At 31.4% G+C, this 22,545-nt stretch carries 22 protein-coding genes; 21 read left to right on the top strand and 1 reads right to left on the bottom strand.

Annotated features, from left to right (window positions below; translation table 11 throughout):
- Positions 1-128: 128 nt before the first annotated feature.
- From KGF38_RS06360 to mgsA, 19 genes are all read left to right on the top strand, one after another.
- On the top strand, positions 129-1,415 hold the full coding sequence (locus KGF38_RS06360) for a C40 family peptidase (protein ID WP_054269658.1): 1,287 nt from the start codon (positions 129-131) through the stop codon (positions 1,413-1,415).
- Positions 1,416-1,525: 110 nt separating this feature from the next.
- A complete protein-coding gene (locus KGF38_RS06355) occupies positions 1,526-2,470 on the top strand; it encodes a hypothetical protein (protein ID WP_054269659.1) in 945 nt (314 codons plus the stop codon).
- A 215-nt stretch (positions 2,471-2,685) separates the two neighbouring features.
- The gene (rsxC, locus tag KGF38_RS06350; RefSeq protein WP_054269660.1) at positions 2,686-4,023 is read left to right on the top strand and encodes an electron transport complex subunit RsxC; all 1,338 of its coding nucleotides are present in this window, start codon (positions 2,686-2,688) and stop codon (positions 4,021-4,023) included.
- Between the two features lie 22 nt (positions 4,024-4,045).
- Positions 4,046-5,023, top strand: coding sequence for an RnfABCDGE type electron transport complex subunit D (locus tag KGF38_RS06345; RefSeq protein WP_054269661.1), 978 nt, complete (start codon positions 4,046-4,048; stop codon positions 5,021-5,023).
- Positions 5,023-5,592 carry an RnfABCDGE type electron transport complex subunit G gene (locus tag KGF38_RS06340; protein WP_054269662.1) on the top strand — a complete coding sequence of 190 codons (570 nt, stop codon included), beginning with the start codon at positions 5,023-5,025 and terminating at the stop codon, positions 5,590-5,592. Before KGF38_RS06345 ends, KGF38_RS06340 begins: the two co-directional genes overlap by 1 nt.
- A gap of 12 nt (positions 5,593-5,604) precedes the next feature.
- On the top strand, positions 5,605-6,198 hold the full coding sequence (gene rsxE, locus KGF38_RS06335) for an electron transport complex subunit RsxE (protein WP_021383804.1): 594 nt from the start codon (positions 5,605-5,607) through the stop codon (positions 6,196-6,198).
- A gap of 14 nt (positions 6,199-6,212) precedes the next feature.
- Complete coding sequence (rsxA, locus tag KGF38_RS06330; RefSeq protein ID WP_054269663.1) at positions 6,213-6,788, top strand: electron transport complex subunit RsxA; 576 nt, start codon at positions 6,213-6,215, stop codon at positions 6,786-6,788.
- Positions 6,789-6,803: 15 nt separating this feature from the next.
- Positions 6,804-7,775 carry an RnfABCDGE type electron transport complex subunit B gene (locus KGF38_RS06325; protein ID WP_054269959.1) on the top strand — a complete coding sequence of 324 codons (972 nt, stop codon included), beginning with the start codon at positions 6,804-6,806 and terminating at the stop codon, positions 7,773-7,775.
- A gap of 219 nt (positions 7,776-7,994) precedes the next feature.
- Positions 7,995-8,579: a Maf family protein gene (locus KGF38_RS06320; RefSeq protein ID WP_054269664.1), complete on the top strand. Its 585-nt coding sequence runs from the start codon at positions 7,995-7,997 to the stop codon at positions 8,577-8,579.
- A 44-nt stretch (positions 8,580-8,623) separates the two neighbouring features.
- Entirely contained in the window at positions 8,624-9,283 is a 660-nt protein-coding gene (gene radC / locus KGF38_RS06315) for a RadC family protein (protein WP_021383866.1), read from the top strand.
- Positions 9,284-9,352: 69 nt separating this feature from the next.
- A complete protein-coding gene (locus KGF38_RS06310) occupies positions 9,353-10,414 on the top strand; it encodes a rod shape-determining protein (protein WP_054269665.1) in 1,062 nt (353 codons plus the stop codon).
- 9 nt (positions 10,415-10,423) lie between these two features.
- Positions 10,424-11,317, top strand: coding sequence for a rod shape-determining protein MreC (mreC, locus tag KGF38_RS06305; protein WP_054269666.1), 894 nt, complete (start codon positions 10,424-10,426; stop codon positions 11,315-11,317).
- 14 nt (positions 11,318-11,331) lie between these two features.
- A complete protein-coding gene (gene mreD, locus KGF38_RS06300; protein ID WP_054269667.1) occupies positions 11,332-11,820 on the top strand; it encodes a rod shape-determining protein MreD in 489 nt (162 codons plus the stop codon).
- Between the two features lie 11 nt (positions 11,821-11,831).
- A complete protein-coding gene (locus tag KGF38_RS06295; protein WP_074178848.1) occupies positions 11,832-14,810 on the top strand; it encodes a penicillin-binding transpeptidase domain-containing protein in 2,979 nt (992 codons plus the stop codon).
- Between the two features lie 97 nt (positions 14,811-14,907).
- Positions 14,908-15,591: a septum site-determining protein MinC gene (gene minC, locus KGF38_RS06290; protein WP_054269669.1), complete on the top strand. Its 684-nt coding sequence runs from the start codon at positions 14,908-14,910 to the stop codon at positions 15,589-15,591.
- A 23-nt stretch (positions 15,592-15,614) separates the two neighbouring features.
- Positions 15,615-16,412, top strand: coding sequence for a septum site-determining protein MinD (gene minD, locus KGF38_RS06285; protein ID WP_021383865.1), 798 nt, complete (start codon positions 15,615-15,617; stop codon positions 16,410-16,412).
- Positions 16,413-16,429: 17 nt separating this feature from the next.
- A complete protein-coding gene (gene minE, locus KGF38_RS06280; RefSeq protein WP_021383822.1) occupies positions 16,430-16,714 on the top strand; it encodes a cell division topological specificity factor MinE in 285 nt (94 codons plus the stop codon).
- Positions 16,715-16,798: 84 nt separating this feature from the next.
- Complete coding sequence (gene rodA, locus KGF38_RS06275; RefSeq protein WP_054269670.1) at positions 16,799-17,929, top strand: rod shape-determining protein RodA; 1,131 nt, start codon at positions 16,799-16,801, stop codon at positions 17,927-17,929.
- 39 nt (positions 17,930-17,968) lie between these two features.
- Positions 17,969-18,382, top strand: a complete 414-nt coding sequence (gene mgsA / locus KGF38_RS06270; RefSeq protein WP_054269671.1) for a methylglyoxal synthase — start codon at positions 17,969-17,971, stop codon at positions 18,380-18,382.
- A gap of 103 nt (positions 18,383-18,485) precedes the next feature.
- Here mgsA and KGF38_RS06265 read toward each other — a convergent pair whose 3' ends face one another.
- On the bottom strand, positions 18,486-19,679 hold the full coding sequence (locus tag KGF38_RS06265; RefSeq protein ID WP_054269672.1) for an FprA family A-type flavoprotein: 1,194 nt from the start codon (positions 19,677-19,679) through the stop codon (positions 18,486-18,488).
- A 318-nt stretch (positions 19,680-19,997) separates the two neighbouring features.
- Between KGF38_RS06265 and KGF38_RS06260 the strand changes: the two genes are divergently transcribed.
- Both KGF38_RS06260 and KGF38_RS06255 read left to right on the top strand, forming a co-directional pair.
- Positions 19,998-21,842: a TIGR03960 family B12-binding radical SAM protein gene (locus tag KGF38_RS06260; protein ID WP_074178849.1), complete on the top strand. Its 1,845-nt coding sequence runs from the start codon at positions 19,998-20,000 to the stop codon at positions 21,840-21,842.
- 1 nt (position 21,843) lies between these two features.
- A complete protein-coding gene (locus KGF38_RS06255) occupies positions 21,844-22,545 on the top strand; it encodes a TIGR03936 family radical SAM-associated protein (protein ID WP_074178850.1) in 702 nt (233 codons plus the stop codon).

Raw genomic sequence — 22,545 nt, 5'->3', positions numbered from 1 at the left:
TAAGGAAATATTTATAATTTCTTTACAATTAATTATATTATAAGTTATCATTAAATTATAGGTACTAAAAATGGATAATAATGTTATGACTTTATGTTTATAAAAATTTGTTGGGGGGAGTGATAGTAGTGAAGAAAGCTATAGCAGCTTTAGGAATTGGAGCAGTAGCAGTATCAGTTAGTTCCATAAATGCAAGTGCTCTTGAAAAAGGAGTAGTAACGGCAAGCGCTTTGAATATAAGAAGTGGGCCAAGTGCTGACTGTGACAAAGTAGCAAAATTATACAAAGGAAAGGCTGTAGAGATTTTAGAAAAATCTAATGGATGGTATAAGGTAAGGATATCAAATTCTGTTGTTGGATGGGGAAGTGCAAAATACATATCGACTAGTGGTTCATCTGAAAGTACATCAAACCAAAGCAATTCAACTTCAAGTGGTACAACTATAAGTGGAAATGGTAAGGTTAATGTAAGTTCGAGATTGAATATAAGAAGTGGCGCAGGCACTAACTATTCATTAGTTGGTAAGGCAAATAATGGAGATGTAGTAAAATTATTAGAACAAAGTAATGGATGGTATAAAATAAAATTATCAAATGGAGTTACTGGATGGGCTAGTAGCCAATATATCTTAAAAACGTCAGAAGATGTTGGGACAAACAATTCTAATTCAAACAGTTCTAATTCAAATAGTACTAATAATTCTGATAAAAAGCCATCTAGTGAAGAATCAATAGAAGGTAAAAATGGTAAAGTTACATCTACTGTAAGTTTAAATGTAAGAAGTGGACCTGGGACAAGCTATTCTATAATAGGAAAATTAAATGCTGGAGATATTGTTGAATTAAAAGCTAAGAGTAGTGGATGGTATAAAGTAAAGTTATCAAATGGGACAACTGGATGGGTAAGTGCTAGTTATATTTCTGAGACTAGTGAAGGTGCAAAAGAAAATCCTAGTTCATCATCTAATCAGAATTCTCAGTCTAACAGTAATTCTAATTCGTCATTTAATGGAAATTCAGATAAATCTACAGCAAAAGGTTCAACAATAGTAGACTTTGCATATACTCTTATTGGAATTCCATATCAATGGGGAGCATCAGGCCCTGATAAATTTGACTGCTCTGGATTTACACAGTATGTTTTCAAAAATTCTGTAGGTGTTTCTATTCCAAGGGTTTCTAGAGAGCAAGCTAAGTCTGGAAGCGCAGTTTCTATGGGCAATTATGCTCCAGGAGATTTAGTTTACTTTGATACTGATGGAGATGGAGCAACTAATCATGTAGGTATATATGTAGGTAATAGTAAGTTTATCCATTGTAGTGGTACTCAGACCAATCCTAATAAGGTAAAAGTGGATAATTTAACTAGTTCATATTGGTCCAAAGTATTACTTGGAGCAAGAAGACTAGCTTAACGAATATAATTTCTTATTAAAAAATTAGAATAAATAATTATTTCTATTCATAAATTGTGACTCTTAAAAATATACTTTATTAATAATATAATTTTGGGGGGGACAAACTAATGAATAGAAGAAAAACGATATACAGAGGATTTAATAATAATAGACATAAAATTGATTTACGTAAGTATGTTATAACTATTGCTTGCTTGTGTCTGATTGGCTATTATTCTTATACAAAAATAAAAGACAGCAAGGTACTTGAATATGTATCAGCTAAAATACCATTTCTAAATCATTCATCAGATATAACTTATAAAGATATATCTGATGAATTAAATTCAATAAAAAACGGAAAGAAATCTAAATCACAAACCAATTCAGAAGGTAAAGAAGAAACTAATCCAGAAAAAACAGTAAATAATACTAAAGAAGCAGAAGAAGTAAAATTAGCTACTATAGAGGGCTGGGACATGTATACTATTCAAGTTGCAGCAATAGATAATAATGATGACTTGAAAAAAATACAGACATCATTAGTCAGCAGTGATATACCTTTTTCAGTTATGGAGAAGGATGGTGTAAAAAAAATACAGACATATTCTTCATTTGATGAAAATGAGGTCAGAAAGCACATAAACAATGTAAGAAAGGTATTTCCAGATGCATTTTTGTCACACCTAGATGCACCTATGTTATCTCTAGAATACACAAGTAATTACGCTTATATAGAGAGTATATCTAATGAATTAAATAAATTAATAACAAACTTTAAAGAAGAATCAAGTTTTTGGTCAAATGATGAAAATAATGTGGATATGAAAAAATATAATACTATTTTGACAAATAGAAAGGCAATATCACAAAATATATCAAAAGAAGCTGAAAAGATTGACTATTCTGAAATGCGTTTATTTAAAGATAATTTGATTGATTATGTAAAGAATGTAAACGAAAAAATTGATACAGCTTCAAAAGCTGCAAATGAAGAAAAATATAGTGTGAGTAAAAGTCTACTTTTATCATCTATGCAAGAGTACTCTCTGTTTATAAATTCTATAAAATAAAATACAGAAAATTTAGATTTTAGAAAGCTATATGAAAAGGATTGTTTAATTAAGCAATCCTTTTCCTCATTTTGACTTAATATAAAGGTATTGATTTATAAAATAAATTATAAAAATAGGGATATTTTTTTAACAATTGTTAAGATTTTTTAATATATATAGTATACTTATAGAAGGCAGAAAAAATGTTTTTTTATAGATAAGGGGGTAAAACAATGAAACTCTTAACTTTTAAGGGAGGGATACATCCTCCATATAGAAAAGAGTACTCTAACACAAAGGCACTTGAAAAAGCTCAAGCTCCAAAGATAGTTTACATTCCTCTTCAGCAACATATAGGGGCACCAGCTAAACCTATCGTTGAAGTTGGTGATGAAGTAAAGTTTGGGCAAAAAATAGGTGAGCAACAAGGTTTCGTTTCATGTAACGTTCACTCTTCAGTATCAGGAAAAGTTATTGCTATTGAACAACATGAAGTACCAGGTGGTTCAGCTCAATGTGTAGTTATCGAAAACGACTTTAAGGAAGAATTACATGAAAGTGTTCAACCAAAAGGTCAGTTAGAGGATTTGAGTAAAGAAGATATAGTAGGTATTATAAAAGAGGCAGGAATAGTAGGTATGGGTGGAGCTACATTCCCTAACCATGTAAAAGTATCTCCTCCACCAGATAGTAAAGCAGAAGTAGTTATATTAAATGGAGCAGAGTGTGAACCATATTTAACTGCAGACCACAGATTAATGCTTGAAAATCCAGAAGATGTTGTGTTTGGTTTAAGAGCGCTAATGAAGGTATTAGATGTTAAAAAAGGATTTATAGGAATTGAAACAAATAAACCAGATGCTATAGAAGCAATCCAAAATGTAGCTAAAGATTATAGTGAAATCGAAGTTGTTGGTCTTCAAGTGAAATATCCACAAGGAGCAGAAAAACAACTTATTTATGCGTGTACAGGTAAAGAAGTTCCATCTGGTGGATTACCAATAGCAGCAGGGGCAGTTGTTGACAACGTTGCCACAGCAGCTCAAATAGCTAAATCTATTAAAACAGGTATGCCTTTGGTAGAAAGAATTACTACAATAACAGGTAGTTGTATCAAAGAACCTAAAAACCTAATAACAAAAGTTGGGACATTGGTTTCAGAAATAATAGAACAATGTGGTGGATTTAAAGACGATAAGAAGGTTGGTAAAGTTATAATGGGTGGACCTATGATGGGGATAGCTCAATATACTACTGAAATAGCAACTAATAAAGGTTCTTCAGGAATTTTATGTTTGGATGAGGAAGAATCACGTACTCCAGATATTCAAAACTGTTTAAGATGTGGAAGATGTACAGATGTATGTCCATCATTCTTACAACCACTTTATATAAGTGCATATTCTTTAAAAGATGATTATGACACAGCTGAATATCATAGAGCAATGGATTGTATAGAATGTGGGTCTTGTTCATTTATTTGTCCAGCAAGAAGACCATTACTTCAATCTATAAGATCAGCAAAGAGAGAAATAGGAGCAAAGAGAAGAAAGCAAGCTGCTCAGAAATAAAGAAAGTTAAGGGGGAAAAACGATGGAAAATAAGTTGATAGTATCATCTTCTCCTCATGTGAGAAGTAATGAAGATACTTCATATATAATGAAACAAGTTATTATAGCACTCCTTCCAGCAGCAGTAGCAGGAGTATACTTCTTTAGACTTAATGCTTTGAGTGCTATGTTTTTTTGTATACTTGGTACAGTAGGTACTGAATTTTTATATCAAAAATTTATGAAGCAAAAAAGTACTATAGGAGATTTTTCAGCTGTTGTAACAGGATTATTATTGGCATTTAACGTACCTGCATCACTTCCTTGGTGGATGTGTCTAGTAGGAGGAATATTTGCAATATTAGTAGTTAAAATGGTATTTGGTGGAATTGGATGTAACTTTGTCAATCCAGCACTTGCTGCAAGAGCATTTTTATTAGCATCATTCCCAGTTGCAATGACTGCTTGGACTCAACCAGGTGTTAACTGGATAGGTAAAAACTTAGATGCAGTTAGTACAGCAACTCCATTGAGCTTTTTGAAAAATGGAGCAGCAGGATTAGCAGACCTTTCTAGCAATGGAATTAGTCTCGCTGATATGATGATTGGTAATATTGGTGGATGTATAGGTGAAACATCAGCAATATTATTATTATTAGGTGGAGTATACCTAATGTATAAAGGCATAATAAATTATGTTATACCAGTATTTTACATAGCAACTGTATTTATATTAACATTCCTTTTAGGTGGATTTAATATAAATTTCGCAATATATCAATTGTTTGCTGGAGGTCTTATGTTAGGTGGATTCTTCATGCTTACGGATTATACAACTTCGCCTATGACTAAGAAAGGTCAAATAATATACGCTGTATTAGCTGGTCTTATAACAACTGTTATAAGAATGTATGGTGGATATCCAGAAGGTGTATCTTACTCAATACTACTAGTAAACTGTCTTGCTCCACTTATAGATAAGTTTGTTAGAAATAGAGTGTTTGGGGAGGTGGCTAAATAATGAATAGTATTGTAAGACTAGGTGGAACTTTACTTGCTATAAGTGCTATAGCCGCATTAGCACTTGGAGCTACAAATCAAGTTACAGCTCCAGTAATAGAACAAAGAAATATACAAGCAAATAATGAACTTAGAAAGGCAGTACTTCCAGAAGCAAAAGAGTTCAAAGAAATGAAAGAAAGTACTTATAAAAACCTTGGAGATGGACTTATAGCTGAGGTATATGAAGGTCTTGATGGTTCTGAAGTAGTGGGATATACTTTAAAAGCTAAACCAAGTGGTTATGGTGGAGAAATTGAAGTTATGGTAGGTATATCATCTGAAGGTCAAGTTACAGGTGTTGATATTGGGAATATGACAGAGACAGCAGGACTTGGAGCAAAAGCTAAAGATGATGCGTTTAAAGGTCAATACAAAGGAAAAACTGCTGAACCTCTTGAAGTAGCAAAAGGTAGTACAACAGCAGACAATCAAATACTAGCAATATCAGGTGCAACTATTACGTCTACAGCAGTTACTACAGGAGTAAATGCGGCTATAGATGTTTTCAATAGTGCTCTTAATAAATAAGGAGGGTTAATTATGAATTTAGCTAAAGTATTTAAAAATGGGCTAATAGATGAGAACCCAACATTTGTGCAAGTTATAGGTATGTGTCCAACACTAGCCGTTACAACTTCAGCAATAAATGGAATCGGTATGGGTCTTTCAACAGCAGCAGTTTTAATATGTGCAAATTTAGTTATATCATTACTAAGAAAAATCACACCAGATAAGATAAGAATACCTATATTTGTAGTAATTATAGCTACATTTGTTACAATAGTAGGAATGGTTTTAAAAGCATATGTTCCTGCTCTTGATAAGGCTCTTGGTATATATATACCATTAATAGTTGTTAACTGTTTAATACTAGCTCGTGCAGAAAGTTTTGCTTTTAAAACTGGTCCACTAGCTTCAATTGTTGATGGTGTGGGTCAAGGTCTAGGATTTACTGTTGCTCTTACAATAATAGGTGCAGTAAGAGAATTACTTGGAAATGGTAGTTTATTTGGATTGACTCTATTTGGAGCATCTTTCCAACCAGTATTAATATTTATATTACCACCAGGTGCATTCTTAACATTAGGATTCTTATTTGCAGGATTTAATAAATTAAGAAGTAAAAAAGCGTAGTGGAGGTGTAATAAATGAATTTAATACTTTTATTTTTAAGTATCGTTCTTGTTAATAACGTTATAACATCTCAGTTCTTAGGTATATGTCCTTTCTTAGGAGTTTCTAAGAAAGTTGATACAGCAGTTGGGATGGGAGTTGCAGTTACATTCGTTTTAACTTTAGCTTCAATTATAACTTATTTTATACAGATTTTATTAGTGAAAACTGGAACTGAATTTTTACAAACAATAGCTTTCATATTAGTTATAGCTTCTATAGTTCAGTTCGTTGAAATGGTAATTCAAAAGATGAGTCCATCTTTATATCAAGCATTAGGAGTTTATTTACCTCTTATAACTACAAACTGTGCAGTTCTTGGTATAGCTCTAGTTAATGTTCAAAAAAGTTATAACTTAGTAGAAACAATAATAAACGGATTTGGAGCTGGAGCTGGATTTACTTTAGCAATAGTAATATTCGCAGGTATAAGAGAAAGACTAGAATTAGCTGATATACCAGAAGCGTTTAAAGGTTTCCCTATAACACTTATATCAGCAAGTTTAATGTCAATAGCTTTCTTAGGATTTACAGGACTTATAAAGCTATAAAAAAGAGGGGTGAAAATAGTGATACTTACAGCTGTATTAGTTTTAGGAGTTATGGGCTTAATCTTCGGGATAGTGCTAGATTTCGCATCTAAAAAGTTTGCTGTAGAAGTAGACGAGAGAGTGGAAGCTATACTAGGAGTACTTCCAGGAGCTAACTGTGGTGGTTGTGGATTTCCAGGTTGTGGAGGTCTTGCAAGTGCAATAGTTGAAGGAAAAGCACCAGTTAATGGCTGCCCTGTAGGTGGAGCAGATGTTGGTGCAAAAGTAGGAGAAATAATGGGAGTAAGTGCTGAAGCAGGTGAAAAACAAGTAGCAAAAGTTATTTGTAAAGGAACTTGCTCAAGTGCAAAAGATAAATATGAGTACGAAGGAATATCAGATTGTAGAGCAGCAAATGTTTTAAATTCAGGAGCTAAAATGTGTAAATTTGGATGCTTAGGTCTTGGAACATGTAAGGCTGCTTGTAAATTTGATGCTATCTCTATAGTTGATGGAGTAGCAGTAATAGATGAAGAGAAATGTGTAAATTGTGGAAAATGTAAAGAAGTTTGCCCTAAGGGTATAATAATCACAAAGCCAGAAAGCCAAGAAGTAGTTGTAGAATGTAACAGCAAGGAATTTGGTAAAGCTGTTAAGGAAAAATGTACTGCTGGATGTATTGGTTGTGGAATGTGTGTGAAAGCTTGTAAATTTGATGCTATAGTATTTGAAAATAAAATAGCTAAGATAGACCCTAGCAAGTGTGTAGGCTGTATGGAATGTGTAGCAAAATGCCCTACAAAAGTAATATCAGGTGATATAACTAAGAAAAAGAAAGTTACTATTGACCAAGAACTTTGCGTTGGATGTACAGTATGCAAAAAACAATGTAAGTTTGATGCAATAGAAGGAGAATTAAAAGAAAAACATAAGGTAGATGCTGATAAATGTGTAGGATGCCATTTATGTATGGAAAAATGTCCAAAGAAAGCTATTAAAATTTTGTAATATGGACAAAATAAGGATATGGAATAATTTCCATATCTCTAATGAGTACATAAAACAGAGGTATGGAATAATTTCCATACCTCTATTTTATGTATATTTATTCTATTGGTAATAAATATAACAATAGTGTAACAAAAAAGGTTCGACATTTCTGTTGAATTTTTTACAATATAGTGATAGACTAAATAGGTACAAATTACGTACAAACGAGGTGAATAAATGAATATAATCTTGGCATCAGCCTCTCCAAGAAGGAAAGAAATTCTAGAGAATACAAATGTAATATTTGATATAATTAAAAGTGAAATTGATGAGATTATATTGGAAGGCGAAGCACCAAAACATTTAGTTATGAGATTGGCTTTTGAAAAAAGCATGTCTGTAGCATCTGAACATAATGAAGATGTTGTTATTGGAGCTGATACAGTTGTTGTTTTAGACAATGCTATTTTAGGAAAACCTAAAGATGAGTCTTGTGCAAGAGATATGCTAAAAAGACTATCTGGAAGAGAGCATCAAGTCATAACAGGTATTAGCTTAATAAACTTGTGCGAAGATAAGAAAGTAATTGATTATGTAATCAGCAATGTGAAATTTAAAACGTTATCAGAACAGGATATTGAGGATTATCTGAGAACTAAAGAGTCATTTGACAAAGCAGGAGCTTATGGCATACAAGGCTATGGGGCTTTGCTAGTTGAAGAAATTAAAGGAGACTATTTTAATATAGTTGGTCTTCCGATTTCAAAGTTAGGTGACTTATTAAAAAAACATTTTAATATAAATCTTTTTTACGGAGTGTGATTTATCTGAAAAGGTCATTTAATTCAACCATTAAGGTAAAAGAAATGGCACCAGAGGAAAGACCCAGAGAAAAGATGCTTGCTGAAGGAGTAAAGAGCTTATCAAATACTGAATTGTTGGCTATACTTTTAAGAACTGGCAATAAAAACAAAAATGCTATTGAGTTAGCCAACTATATAATAAATAGAGATATTCAGGGTATTAGACATTTAGAAGATATGACAATAGAGGAGCTGTGTAATATAGATGGAATTGGGTTATCAAAATCAACTCAAATTAAAGCAGCTTTAGAACTAGGCTCTAGAATAGCCAGTTTTAAACCTATGAAGTATAAAATAAAAAATCCTTGGGATATACATAAATATTATATGGACAGCCTGAGGTATTTAAAAAAAGAGGTTTTTAAAGCGGTTCTTTTAAACACAAAAAATGAGATAATATCTGATGTAGATATATCTGTAGGGACTTTAAGTTCGTCATTAGTCCATCCTAGAGAGGTTTTTAAAGAAGCTATAAGGAGAAGTGCAAGTAAAATAATAGTAATGCATAATCACCCTTCAGGAAGTGTGGAACCATCAAGCGAAGATAAGAATATCACATCAAGACTTGTTAAATGTGGAGAAATAATTGGAATAGAAATAATTGACCATATAATTATTGGAGATGGATTATACTTTAGCTTTAAAGAAAATATGATAATTTGACTTTATATGTGATAAAATAGTAGGAGAATGTTTTTAACATGATTCTTAATAGTAGGAAGGAGTAAAATCATGGCTAAGGAAAAAAAGAAAGAGAAAAAAGGTTTTTTTAGTTTTAATAAGATGACAAAGGATATGGGAATAGATTTAGGGACTGCAAATACATTAGTTTACATAAAAGGACAAGGTATTGTTGTTAGAGAACCATCAGTTGTCGCAATAAGAGATGACAGTAAGGAAGTTTTAGCAGTAGGTGAAGAAGCTAAAAAAATGATAGGTAGAACACCAGGAAATATAGTAGCTATAAGACCAATGAAAGATGGTGTAATAGCAGATTTTGATATAACTCAATCAATGATTAGTTATTTCATACAAAAAGCAGCTGACAAAAAAGGTGTTGTAAGTCCAAGAATAGCTATATGTGTTCCTTTTGGAGTTACAGAAGTAGAAAAGAGAGCTATAGAAGAAGCTGCAAGACAAGCAGGAGCTAAAGATGCATTCCTTATAGAAGAGCCAATGGCAGCAGCTATAGGAGCAGGATTAAAAGTTGAAGAACCAGAAGGTAATATGGTAGTTGATATTGGTGGAGGTACTTCAGAAATAGCTGTAATATCTTTAGGAGGAATCGTTACTGCTAAATCTATAAGAATTGGTGGAGACGAGTTTGATGAGTCTATAGTTGCCTATGTAAAAAAAGAATACAATCTTATGATAGGTGAGAGAACTGCTGAAAATGTTAAGATTAACATAGGTTCTACATTTAAAGATGATGAAGAAATAAACATGCAAATAAGAGGTAGAGATTTAATTTCAGGGCTACCTAAGACAATAGAAATCTGTTCTACAGAAGTTAGAGAAGCTTTAAAAGAACCTGTAAGTTCAATAGTAGATGCTATAAAATCTACACTAGAAAAAACTCCACCAGAATTAGCATCAGATATAATGGAAAACGGAATAATGCTAACAGGAGGAGGAGCTTTGCTTAGAGGTCTTGATAAACTTATCACACAAGAAACTGGAATGTCTGTGCAAATAGCAGAAACACCTCTTGATTGTGTTGCACTTGGAACAGGAAAATCTGTTGAAGACCAAGAAATCTTTGAAAAAGTATTAATGATGAATGCTAAAAATTAGAAGTTGGTGATGGCCTTGAGATTTGACAAGAATAAAAATGAGAAAAAAAGGATTAATGTTAAAGTGATAGCAACGGGCGTAGTTGCTATCACTTTAATTGGAATTGTGGGTATATCAATTGGTAAGTTTTCTAGTGGTAGCCCTGTAAATTTAGGAGTAGCATCAGATGCTATTACAAGTGTAGGAAAAGGAATAAATGATGGATTTTCTTTTATCAAAAATGGATTTAAAGACATATCAAATTTCAAAGAAAATTCTAAAAAGGTAAAAAATTTAGAAGCAGAAAATGAAAAACTTAAAAAGAATATGATAGCTTTAAATGCCAAATTAGATAAAACAGAATCATTAGAAGAATTAAAAAAGACACTTAACTTTGTAGAGGAAAAATATAAAGCAACAAGTATTTCTACAAGTGTTGTCAGTAAAAATGATGGAAACTGGTATGAGAGTTTTGTCATAGGTGCAGGAAAAAATTCAGGTGTAAAAAAAGAAAGTATAGTTATGAATGGTAGTGGATTAGTCGGTGTAGTTTATGAAGTTTCAAATAATTATAGCAAGGCAATTTCACTATTGGATTCTAAGGCATCTGTAAGTTTTAAACTAGCAAAGGATGCTAATGCCAAAGGAACAATTACTCAAAATACTACTTTAGATAATAAAGATAGTTATAATAGTAAAGGATATTTACAAGGTTATATGTTTGACTCATCATACAATGTGATTCAAGGAGACATAATAACAACATCAGGTCTTGGATTCTTCCCAGAGGGGATACCAATCGGTGAAGTTGAAAAAGTAGTTGATGATAAAGATAAGTCACTAAAATATGTAGTTGTAAAACCTTATGTTGATTTTAAGAATATAGATGACGTTGTAGTCATAGAACCAAGAAATATAGGATAAAGGGGATAAAAACAATGAAAAAAGTTTTACTTTGTCTGTTGGGGATTGTGCTTATGACTATAGAAAATAGTATAACAAATTATATAGATATTTTTGGCATAAGCTTTAATCTAGTTCTTATATATGTGACTATAATCTCTCTTTATTTAGATGAACTAGAGGGTGGAATTATAGCGGCTATAATAGGGCTTATTAAAGACATAACCGTTGGTGGAATTTTTGGTGTAAATGCGTTAGTTTTGTTTGTTATTGCATATGCAATTGGACACATGAGAGACCAGCTATATAAAGGTAGCTATATTATTACTTTCGTTTTGATTTTTATAGGAAGTTTAATTGATTCAATTGTCAATATAGGTACATCTAGTATAATCTATCAAAGCTATAGCATATCAACACTTTTTATAAAAGGTCTACTAGTAGCACCAATAGTGAATAGTTTAATTGGTTTAGTAATATATCGCTTATCTAAAAGAGCAGTTTTAAAACTTAAAGAAGATTAGTTGGTGAGTTCATGGAAGAAAATAAACAAGTTGATAGACTAAAAATAATTAAAATAGTCATAAGTGTGGTGTTTTTAGCTATTTTAGTAAAAATAATCTACATGACTACATTTAAATATGAATTTTACAATGAGTTAGCTGAAAATAAAACATATAAGAAGTTGGCAATAGAAGCTCCAAGAGGAGAAATAAAAGATAGATATGGAAGATTGTTAGCAGGAAATAAAAACTTATTTACTGTTCAGGTTTCAGGTAACGATATTAATAAAAAAGATGCAAATAAGCGTTCAAGAGCAAATGAAATATCATTAAAGCTTATAAATTTGCTTGAAAAAAATGGTGAAGAATATGTAGATGAGTTTCCGATATACGTAGAGAATGGAAAATACTATTATACATATGACAGAGATATTAGAGAGTATAAATCAGAAAATGGTATTCCAAACGATTATAATGCTAAAGAAAGTTTTTATTACTTAGTAGATAAACTTATATCAGCTGGAATATTGTCTCAAGAAGATAAAAGATTGGATGCAACAAAATTACAGGCAAAACTGAATGAAAATGGATATTATCCACCTATTTTAGTTAGTAAATGGATGTTTACAGCAGAAAGAGATAAGAGAGATTGGCTGGCTAGTTATAAGATAAAAGAGACCAAGCTAAATGCTAAAGAAGCGTTTGAAAAAGTAAGAAATAGTGAGGCATTAGATATTGATAAAAGCCTAAGCGATGAAGATGCTAGAAAAATAATGGTTGTAAGAGATTTGATAAAATCAAAAGGATATTCTCAGTATAATCCAGTAACCATTGCAAAAGATGTAGGAGAAACTACAATTGCACAAATTGAAGAGCGTGCTATGGACCTTGTTGGTGTTTCAATAGCAGTCGAACCAGTAAGATATTATCCTAATGGAACTTTAGGTTCACATATGCTAGGATATGTAGGAAAAATGCCATCAACTCAAATAGAATCATATCTTCAAAAAGGTTATAAAACTGGAGATATGGTAGGTCTTGCAGGAGTAGAGAAAAGTAATGAAAGCAGGCTAAGAGGAACTGATGGTTATAAAATGGTTAAGGTTGATGCATTAGGAAGAATCAGTAAAGAAATTGAATCTAAAAAGCCTAAATCAGGAGATACTGTATATCTTACTTTGGACAAAGATTTGCAAGAAGTCTCAGATAATGCATTAAAACAGATAATAGAAGTTGCTTCTAAAGGTGGTACTTTTAAAAGTAAATTTGGTGATAAACCAATTAGTGCATATGCAGGAAAAGCACAATCAGCAGCCCTTATAGCTATTGATGTAAAAAATGGAGAAGTACTAGCTTCTTCAAGCTATCCTAATTATGACCCAAATAAATTTGCAAAAGGTATTTCTACAGAAGATTATAAAGCACTTCAGCCAAAGAATCCAAATGACTTACTAGCAGGAAGTCCACTTTTAAACTTGGTTACACAAGGGGAATTCCAGCCAGGTTCTTCATTTAAGATGGTAACCTCAATGGCAGCTTTAGAAAATGGCTTAAATCCAAACTTTACAATAAATGACCCTGGTGTTATCATGCTAGGTAAAAAATCTTTTGGTGACTATGTATGGAACCATGGTAGAGGAAATCATGGTATGACAAACTTGTATAAAGCAATACAAGAGTCTTGTAATATATATATGGCAACTATTGGTACAGGTAAAACATGGCCAGATGGAAAAAGCATTGGTATAGACATGAATGCCAATAAAATTCTTGAATATGCAAAATTATTTGGACTTGACCAAAATACTGGACTTCAAGATGAAGTAGAAGAAAGAGCAGGTAAGGTACCTAGCACAGAGGATAAGCTTAAATCAACACAAGCTCTGTTAAAGTCAAATTTAGAAAGAGAAATGGCAAATGATTTTGTTGATATAACTAGAGATAAAAATCCTAAAGAATATGAAAAAAGAATCAATGAGATTGTAAGCTGGGCAGCAGAAAAGAAAACTCCTGGTAGAGTAGAAACAATGAATAGACTAAAAAAATTGGATGTTAAAGAAGATAGAATTGAAGAAGTAGCAGATTTAGCAGTATTTAGTTATTTTAACTTTGCAAAATGGAGTACTGCAGATACATTCAACTTAGCTATAGGACAAGGTGAGAATGCCTATACACCAGCTCAGATATCAAGATATGTGGCTGCCATAGCAAATGGAGGTAACTTAGTAGAATTATCTGTAGTTGATAGAGCTGTTTCAAGTGATTATTCATCAGTGAAAATCAATGACCAGAAGAAGGTAGAAAAAATACCTTTTAAAAATCCTGATAACTTAAAAGAATTAACAAAAGGTATGAAATTGGTTGCAAGACAAGGTACAGCAAAGAGTGCTTTTGCTGATTTCCCAATAGATGTAGCGGCAAAGACTGGTACAGCTGAGAAAAGTGGGAAAATACCTACAGATAACGAATATGAATATTTAAAAAGTCATATGTCATCTTATAATGTTAATCTAGATGATGCAGTTAAACTAGCAAATAGAATGAAAGCAGAAAAAGAAAAAGAACTTTCATTAGCTAAAGAAAAGGAAGTAAAAAAGAAATTAGAAAATAAAGATTTAAAGGACGAAGAAAGAAAGAAATTAGAAGAAGAATTAGAGGATGGAATAAAAGTTAGATTAGAAGATACTGATAAAGTAAATTCTTCATATTTAAGAAAAGCTATAAAAGAATTAAATCCAAAAATAACAGATGACGAGATAGATAAATTTAAACAAGATTATGGTTCTTTTACATGGACTGTTGCTTTTGCTCCAGCAGATGACCCAGAAATAGCTGTTGTATGTGTAATTCCTCAAGGTGATTCAAGTGTATTCTCACTTTTACCAACTAGAGAAGTTATTGGAACATATATGGGGTTAGAACCAACTAATAGTAAAAAAGACAACAATACGAATGATGTTAACAATTCTTCTGACGAAAATATAAATTTCGAGTCACAAATTAACAGATAGCTTAATCCACGTATAAACTTTAGCTTTATATATAAAAAATAAAAGGATTTAAAGCGTATTTGAAGAATATAAATGATATATCACTCTGGAGGTTGTTATGTCTTTAAGAGAAATTTGTAGTCAAGAACTAGTAGAGTTCAAGGGTAATAAAAGAGGGATAATAGTAAATATAAAAAAAGAAGCTCCATTTGAGGAAATACAGGAAAAAATAATAAACAAATTGGAAGCGTATGTTGGTTTTTTTAATGGGGCTAAAATTAGTAAAATTAATAGTGATTATTTAACTGACATGGAGATTTTAGAATTAAAAGAAGGAATTACTTCTAGATTTGATGTGGAATTTGTTGAAGATCACAAAATTGAAGAAAATAGTAATTTTCCAACAAAATATGTCAATACCCTAAGATCTGGAGAAAATATTGAATTTGAAGGTGATGTAGTAATATTAAATGATATGAAACCTGGTTCAAAAGTCCTTTCAAAATCAAATACAGTTGTTATGGGAGATATAAATGCTGGTGCTAAAGTTGTAGCAGGTGGTAATGTTTTTGTAATGGGTAAAATAGAAGGCTTTGTGCATGCAGGTGCAGAAGGTAATGAATTTGCATATGTTGTTGCTGGAAATCTTAATCCTAAAATATTACAAATAGCAGAGAATATTGCAGAAGCTCCAGATGATGAAGGAAATTATGAAATTGAATCAGAAATTAGCCCAGAAATAGCCTTTGTGAGTAATGGAAGAATTGTAATCGAAAGCTATTTGTCAAAATTAGACAAATAGAAAGAAAAATAGGGGGTAGTATTATGAGCGAAGTTATAGTTATAACATCTGGTAAAGGTGGAGTTGGAAAAACTACTACCGCAGCAAACTTAGGAACTGCGCTAAGCCTAGAAAATAAAAAAACAGTAGTTGTAGATGCAGATATCGGACTTAGAAACTTAGATGTAGTAATGGGTCTTGAAAATCGAATAGTTTATGACATAGTAGATGTAGTTGAAGGAACTTGTAGGCTTAAGCAAGCTCTAATAAAAGACAAAAGATTTGATAATCTATATTTATTACCAGCAGCACAGACTAGAGATAAAAATGCTGTCTCAGTTGAACAAATGGTTGACCTATGTGAGAAACTGAAAGAATCTTTCGAGTATATAATAATAGACTGCCCAGCAGGTATTGAGCAAGGATTTAAAAATGCAATAGCTGGAGCAGATAGAGCTATTGTAGTTACAAATCCAGAAATATCAGCAGTAAGAGATGCTGATAGAATCATAGGTCTATTAGAAGCAAATGAAATAAAAGAGATAAGATTAGTTATAAATAGAATTAGAAATGATATGGTTAAACGTGGAGACATGATGGACAAACAAGATATAATAGAAATATTAGCAATTGATTTGTTAGGTCTTGTCCCTGATGATGAAAGTATAATTATATCAACAAATAAAGGTGAACCAGCTATACTTGACTCAAAGTCACTTGCTGGTCAAGCATACAAGAATATCGCAAAAAGGATACTAAATGAAGAAGTTCCTCTACTTGAACTAGAAGTTGAAGATGGATTCTTTGGTAGACTTAAAAAAATGTTTAGCATGGCTAAGTAGCAAAGGAGGATACATCTGTGTTAGATTTATTTAGAGTTTTTTCTAACGATGCTAAAACTAGTAAATCTGTTGCTAAAGAGAGGTTAAAATTAGTTTTAGTTCATGATAGAGTAGATTGTTCACCACAACTTTTAGAGATGATAAAAACAGACATTTTAAAAGTAATAGCCAATTATGCAGAGATAGAAGATGATGGCCTTGAAATAAAAATGTCTAAATGCAGAGGTGAGCATGATGACAAACCTGTATCTGCATTAGTTGCTAATATACCATTAAAGAATATAAAAGATAGATGTATGTAATTAGTGCTTAAAAGGGGGATATCCTTATTGGTATATGCCCCTTTTATTTAATTATGTGTTTAAAGATAGAAAGACGGTGATTCTTTGAAAAAAATCAATATTAATTATAAGTCGACAATTAAGTTGATAAAACAGTTAGACTGGAAACTTATAGTTACAGTATTAGCTATCTTTATTTTTGGACTTGTTATACTTAGTAGTGCAACACATGCTAATTCGACAGGTTCATATAATCAATTAATTAAGCAAGGATTAGCTTTTGTACTTGGTATAGGGATGATTATAGTCATATTATTTTTTGATTATAATCTTCTAGGTAGGTATTACAAAGTGCTTTATATAATAAGTCTTGTTTTGTTAGCCATCGTTTTATTACCTGGAATTGGGACAGAAAAAGGTGGCGCTAGGTCGTGGATTAATTTAGGTCCACTTGATTTGCAAACATCTGAAATAGTCAAATTAACATTTGTACTTAGTTATGCAAAGATACTTGAAACTAAGAAGGACAAATTAAATACATTGAAAGAAGTTATACCTGTTGTGGTTTATGCTATTCCATTTATTGGATTATTACTTGCACAGCCAGATTTAGGAACAGGAATTGTATTTTGTTGTATGATATTTGCAATGCTATTTACAGCAGGTCTTAGTTCAAAATTGATAAAAAGAGGAATAATCATACTGTTGGTATCTATGCCACTGATGTATTTAATGATGGCAGACCATCAGAAGATAAGAATAGAAGCATTCTTAAATCCAGAAGATGTAACACTGAAAGGAAATTATCAGGTTATGCAATCTCTTATTGCGATAGGCTCTGGTGGTGTAACTGGTAAGGGGCTATATAATGGAAGTCAAAACCAAGAGGATTTTTTACCTGTACAAGATAGTGACTTCATATTCGCTGTTGTAGGTGAAGAACTTGGTGTAATAGGAATGTCAGTGTTGATAATCTTATTTGCAATATTCTTATTGAGGCTTTTAGTAATTGCAAGAGATGCCAAAGATTTTTATGGAACCCTCATCGTGGTTGGTGTCATGGGGATGTTTGGCTATCAGATAATCCAAAATATAGGTATGACCGTCGCATTAATTCCAGTAACGGGAGTAACATTACCTTTTGTAAGTTATGGAGGTAGTTCTTTATTAACATCCTTAGCAAATTTAGGGTTAGTACTAAATGTGTGTATGAGAAGAAAGAAAATAAATTTCTAGATTTGATACTTGTAAACATAAATTGAGGAGATTGAGTATATGAATATAGCATTAGTAGCGCATGACCAAATGAAAAATACTATGGTCGGATTCTGTATAGGTTATGAATCAATTTTAAAAAAGTATGGACTGTATGCAACTGGAACTACAGGAAAAAGAATAATGGATGAAACTGACTTAAATATAAATAGGTTAGCATCTGGTCCTTTAGGTGGAGACCAACAAATAGGTTCTTTAATAGTAACACAAGATATAGATTTAGTTATTTTTTTAAGAGACCCATTGACATCTCAGGCTCATGAAACGGATATACAAGCATTGATAAGACTTTGTGATGTTTATCATGTTCCAATAGCTACAAATCTAGCTTCTGCAGAAATATTTATAAAAGCTCTTGATAGAGGAGAACTATCATGGAGAGAAGTTAGAAAAAATAAAAGTCAACGTGTTTAAAAAAATAAATTGTATAATTGTATATGAAATAAGGAGATGTTTCAAAATAAAACTTTGAATCATCTCCTTATTTAAATTAAATAATTTTATTTGTTATTAATGACTATTTAACTAATTTTGCAAATTCTGCACCAAATGCCATACAGTCTTTTAATGTTTCTTCACTAGGGAAGAATTTTTTCTTAAGAGATTCTACAGGCATTTTAAATGACATAGCTTTAAGTAAAGTCTCAGCCATAGTTATACCTTCACCACTCCAACCGAATGAACCAAACACTCCTGCTATCTTACCTTGGTTAGCCATTGGGTCTATAACAGAGAATAAATCCCACATAGGTTTAACCATAGTTTTGTTTATAGTTGGAGAACCTAATAGTATTACCTTTGATACTACTAGTGTATCATGCATTTCTGTTAATGTCATATCTTCCAAATCATATAATTCAGCTTTTGCACCTTCTGCATCAAGACCTTCTTTTATCTTTTTAGCCATCTCTAAAGTATTGCTGTAAGCTGATAAGTAGAATATAGAAACTTGATTTTGATTTGTTGTATTAATAGCTTCTGTAGACCATTCAACATATCTTTTAACGGCAGCCATTGGGTCTTTAGTAAGCATTGGACCATGAGAAGTTAATATAGTATCAAATTCTATGTTCATTCCTACAACCTTATCTACAGCGCTTAAAACATGCTTAGCAAATGGTTTAACTATGCAGTCATAATAGTGTTTAGCTGATTTTAGATAATCTTCACTGTTTACTATATCTGCATCAACACTTGCAAAGTGACAACCAAATGCATCACAAGTTAAAAGAGTCTTGTCCTCTTCAATGTAAGTAAACATTGTATCAACCCAATGTAAGAATGGAGCAGTTATAAATTTAAGATTTCTTTTACCAATATTTAGAACTTCACCATCTTTTATTACATGACAATTAAAAGGTCTATTTATTTGACCATCTAAGTATAGTTTAGCAGCTTTAGTACAATAAACTTCTATATTAGGATTTAAATCTAATAAGTACTTTAAACTACCAGCATGGTCTGGTTCTGTATGATGAATTACAACATAGTCAATTTTAGCTATATCAGTAACTTCTGATAGATTGCTTAAAAATTCATCTTTAAAATTTGCCTTTACTGTGTCAAATAAAACCGTTTTTTCGTCCTTGATTAAATAAGAATTGTAAGTTGTCCCAAACTCAGTTTCCATTATTATGTCGAATACTTTTAAACCTTCATCTACTACGCCAGTAAAGTAGATATCTTTTTTTACTTCAAAAACTTTACTCATTTTTAACCCTCCTAAAATTTATCATTATACAAGTAACATACCCCATTTTGGGGTCAATGAAACAAAAGATGTCATTATAAGTTATCTAAAACAATAGTTCTATGTTTATAATATATCATATTTTGTAAAAAAATTGTAATTCAATAAAAATTTAATGTAAAATATACTCAAATATTTTTAGTTATTCTATTTTGTGAATAATATAGGTTTTAAATTCAATATTTTAGTTATATTTTTGATAGAAAATATTTTATCGTGTATAATATTACTTATAAATAAGAATAAAAATAAAGAGCTTGTTTGGAGGAATTTGGATAAATGAATAAAGTAGACTTGAAAAAAATCTTAAAAAAAGTAGAAAAGCCTGCTAGATATCTTGGAAATGAAATAAATTCAATTCATAAAGATACTAGTAATAGTGAATTGATAAGATACGCACACTGCTTTCCAGATTTATATGAAGTTGGTATGAGTCACTTAGGAAGTCATATATTATACGATGTAATAAACAAAGATGAAGACGTATTTTGTGAGAGGGTATATTCTCCTGCTGTTGACATGGAAAATATAATGAGAGAAAAAAACATACCATTATTTGCATTAGAGTCAAGAGAGCCTATAACGAACTTTGATTTTGTTACTTTTACACTTCAATATGAACTTTCATATACTAATATCTTAAATATATTAGATTTAGCAAATATACCAATATTAAAAAAGGAAAGAAAACTGGAAGACCCATTTGTAATGGTTGGAGGCCCTTGTGCCTATAATTCTGAACCTTTAGCAGATTTTGTGGATATAGTAATATTAGGTGAAGGTGAAGAGGTCAATTTAGAAGTAGTAAATGAGTATAAAGAATGGAAGAAAAATAAAACAACTAGAGAAGATTTTTTATATAAAATATCAAGTATAGAAGGAGTCTACATACCAAGTTTTTACGATGTTAAATACAATGAAGATGGTACAGTTCAAAGTGTAACTCCTAATAGAGATGGTATTCCAAAGAATCCTACTAAGAGAATAATAAAAGATGTTGAAACTGTAGACTATCCAGAAAAACTAATAGTACCTTATATAGATACTGTTCATGATAGAATAGTGTTGGAATTATTCAGAGGATGTACAAGAGGATGTAGATTCTGTCAAGCAGGTATGATATATAGACCAATAAGAGAAAAAAGTGTTGAAAGACTTAAGGAGATATTAGATAAATTAGTTAAAAATACCGGATATGATGAAATATCATTATCATCACTTAGTACGAGTGATTATAGTAAGTTATCTGAGCTTACTGATTATTTGGTGGACGAGTATGCTTCTAATAATATAGGAATTTCACTTCCATCTCTTAGATTAGATAACTTCTCAATGGAAATTGCTGATAAAATACAACAAGTAAGAAAGTCTGGACTTACTTTTGCTCCAGAGGCAGGAACTCAAAGACTTAGAGATGTTATAAATAAAGGTGTTACAGAAGAAGATTTAGAAAATGCAACAGAAAGAGCTTTTGAGATGGGATGGAATAGTGTCAAACTATATTTTATGATTGGTTTACCAACTGAGACTTATGATGATTTAGATGGAATAGCTAAATTAGCATATAAGGTTATTGATATTTACAGAAAAGTAAATGGAGGTAAATTAAAGAGAAGCTTTAGTGTTACAGTAAGTACTTCTACTTTTGTACCAAAGCCATTTACACCTTTCCAATGGCATGGTCAAGATACTACAGAAGCAGTAGTTGAGAAGCAAAGACATTTAGTAAATAAATTAAGAAACAACAATATAAAATACAATTACCATGATTCAAAAACTAGCTTGATGGAAGCTGTAGTGGCTAGAGGAGATAGAAGAATAGGAGAAGTTATATATGATGCATTCAAACTAGGTGCAAAGTTTGATGGATGGGCAGAACACTTTAATTTAGACATATGGAAGGAAGCTATGGAAAAGAATAACCTTTCTATAGATTTCTATGCACATAGAAATAGAAATTATGAAGAGGTATTTCCTTGGGACCATATAGATGTAGGTGTCAATAAAAAATTCTTAATTAGAGAAGATGAGAATGCTAAAAAAGAAAAAATCACTTCTGATTGTAGACATAATTGTAATGGCTGTGGAATAAATATACATGATATAGGAAGGGGGCTTTGCTAATATGAGTAAAATAATAAGAGTAAAATTTAAAAAAGAAGGCGATATGATATATATATCACATCTTGACCTTCAGAGATTATTGCAAAGAGCATTTAGAAGGGCTGAAATAAACTTAGCACATTCTCAAGGATTTAATCCTCATCCTAAGATGAGTTATGGTAATGCTTTGGCTTTAGGTACGGAAAGTCAAGGAGAGTATGTAGATATTGAGATAGAGGAAGAAAATTTATCAGTAGAGGAGTTTTTAAGTAAAGTATCAGTTCAACTTCCAGATGGGATAGAATTTATAAAAGTAAAAGAAATTGATAGACAAACACCTTCTCTTTCTTCTGTTATAGATTATGGAGAATATCTGTTTAATATAGAATTGAAAAGACCTCTAACTAAAGAGTTTGTAAAAAGAAAAGTAATTGATTTTATGAATAATAAAGAGATAATTATAACAAAGAAGAATAAAAAAGGTAAAATGGTCGAAGTAGATATAAGACCTATGATAAGAACTTTTGATGTTTTAAATTTAGAAGATGAACATATTACTCTTACTGCTACTATAGCTACAGGTTCAAAGACTAATTTAAATACTAGTATACTTATTCCAAAAATATTAGAGATGTTTGAATTGAATATTGACCCATTAGATGTTGATATATTGAGAAGAGACTTATATGTATTAGAAGATGGGGAATTAGTGACTCCTATGTAG

The sequence above is a fragment of the Clostridioides sp. ZZV14-6387 genome (assembly GCF_020657835.1).
Taxonomy (GTDB): Bacteria; Bacillota; Clostridia; order Peptostreptococcales; family Peptostreptococcaceae; genus Clostridioides; species Clostridioides difficile_A.
Note: the sequence above shows the minus strand (reverse complement) of the source record. Positions and strands in the feature narration are given on the sequence as shown.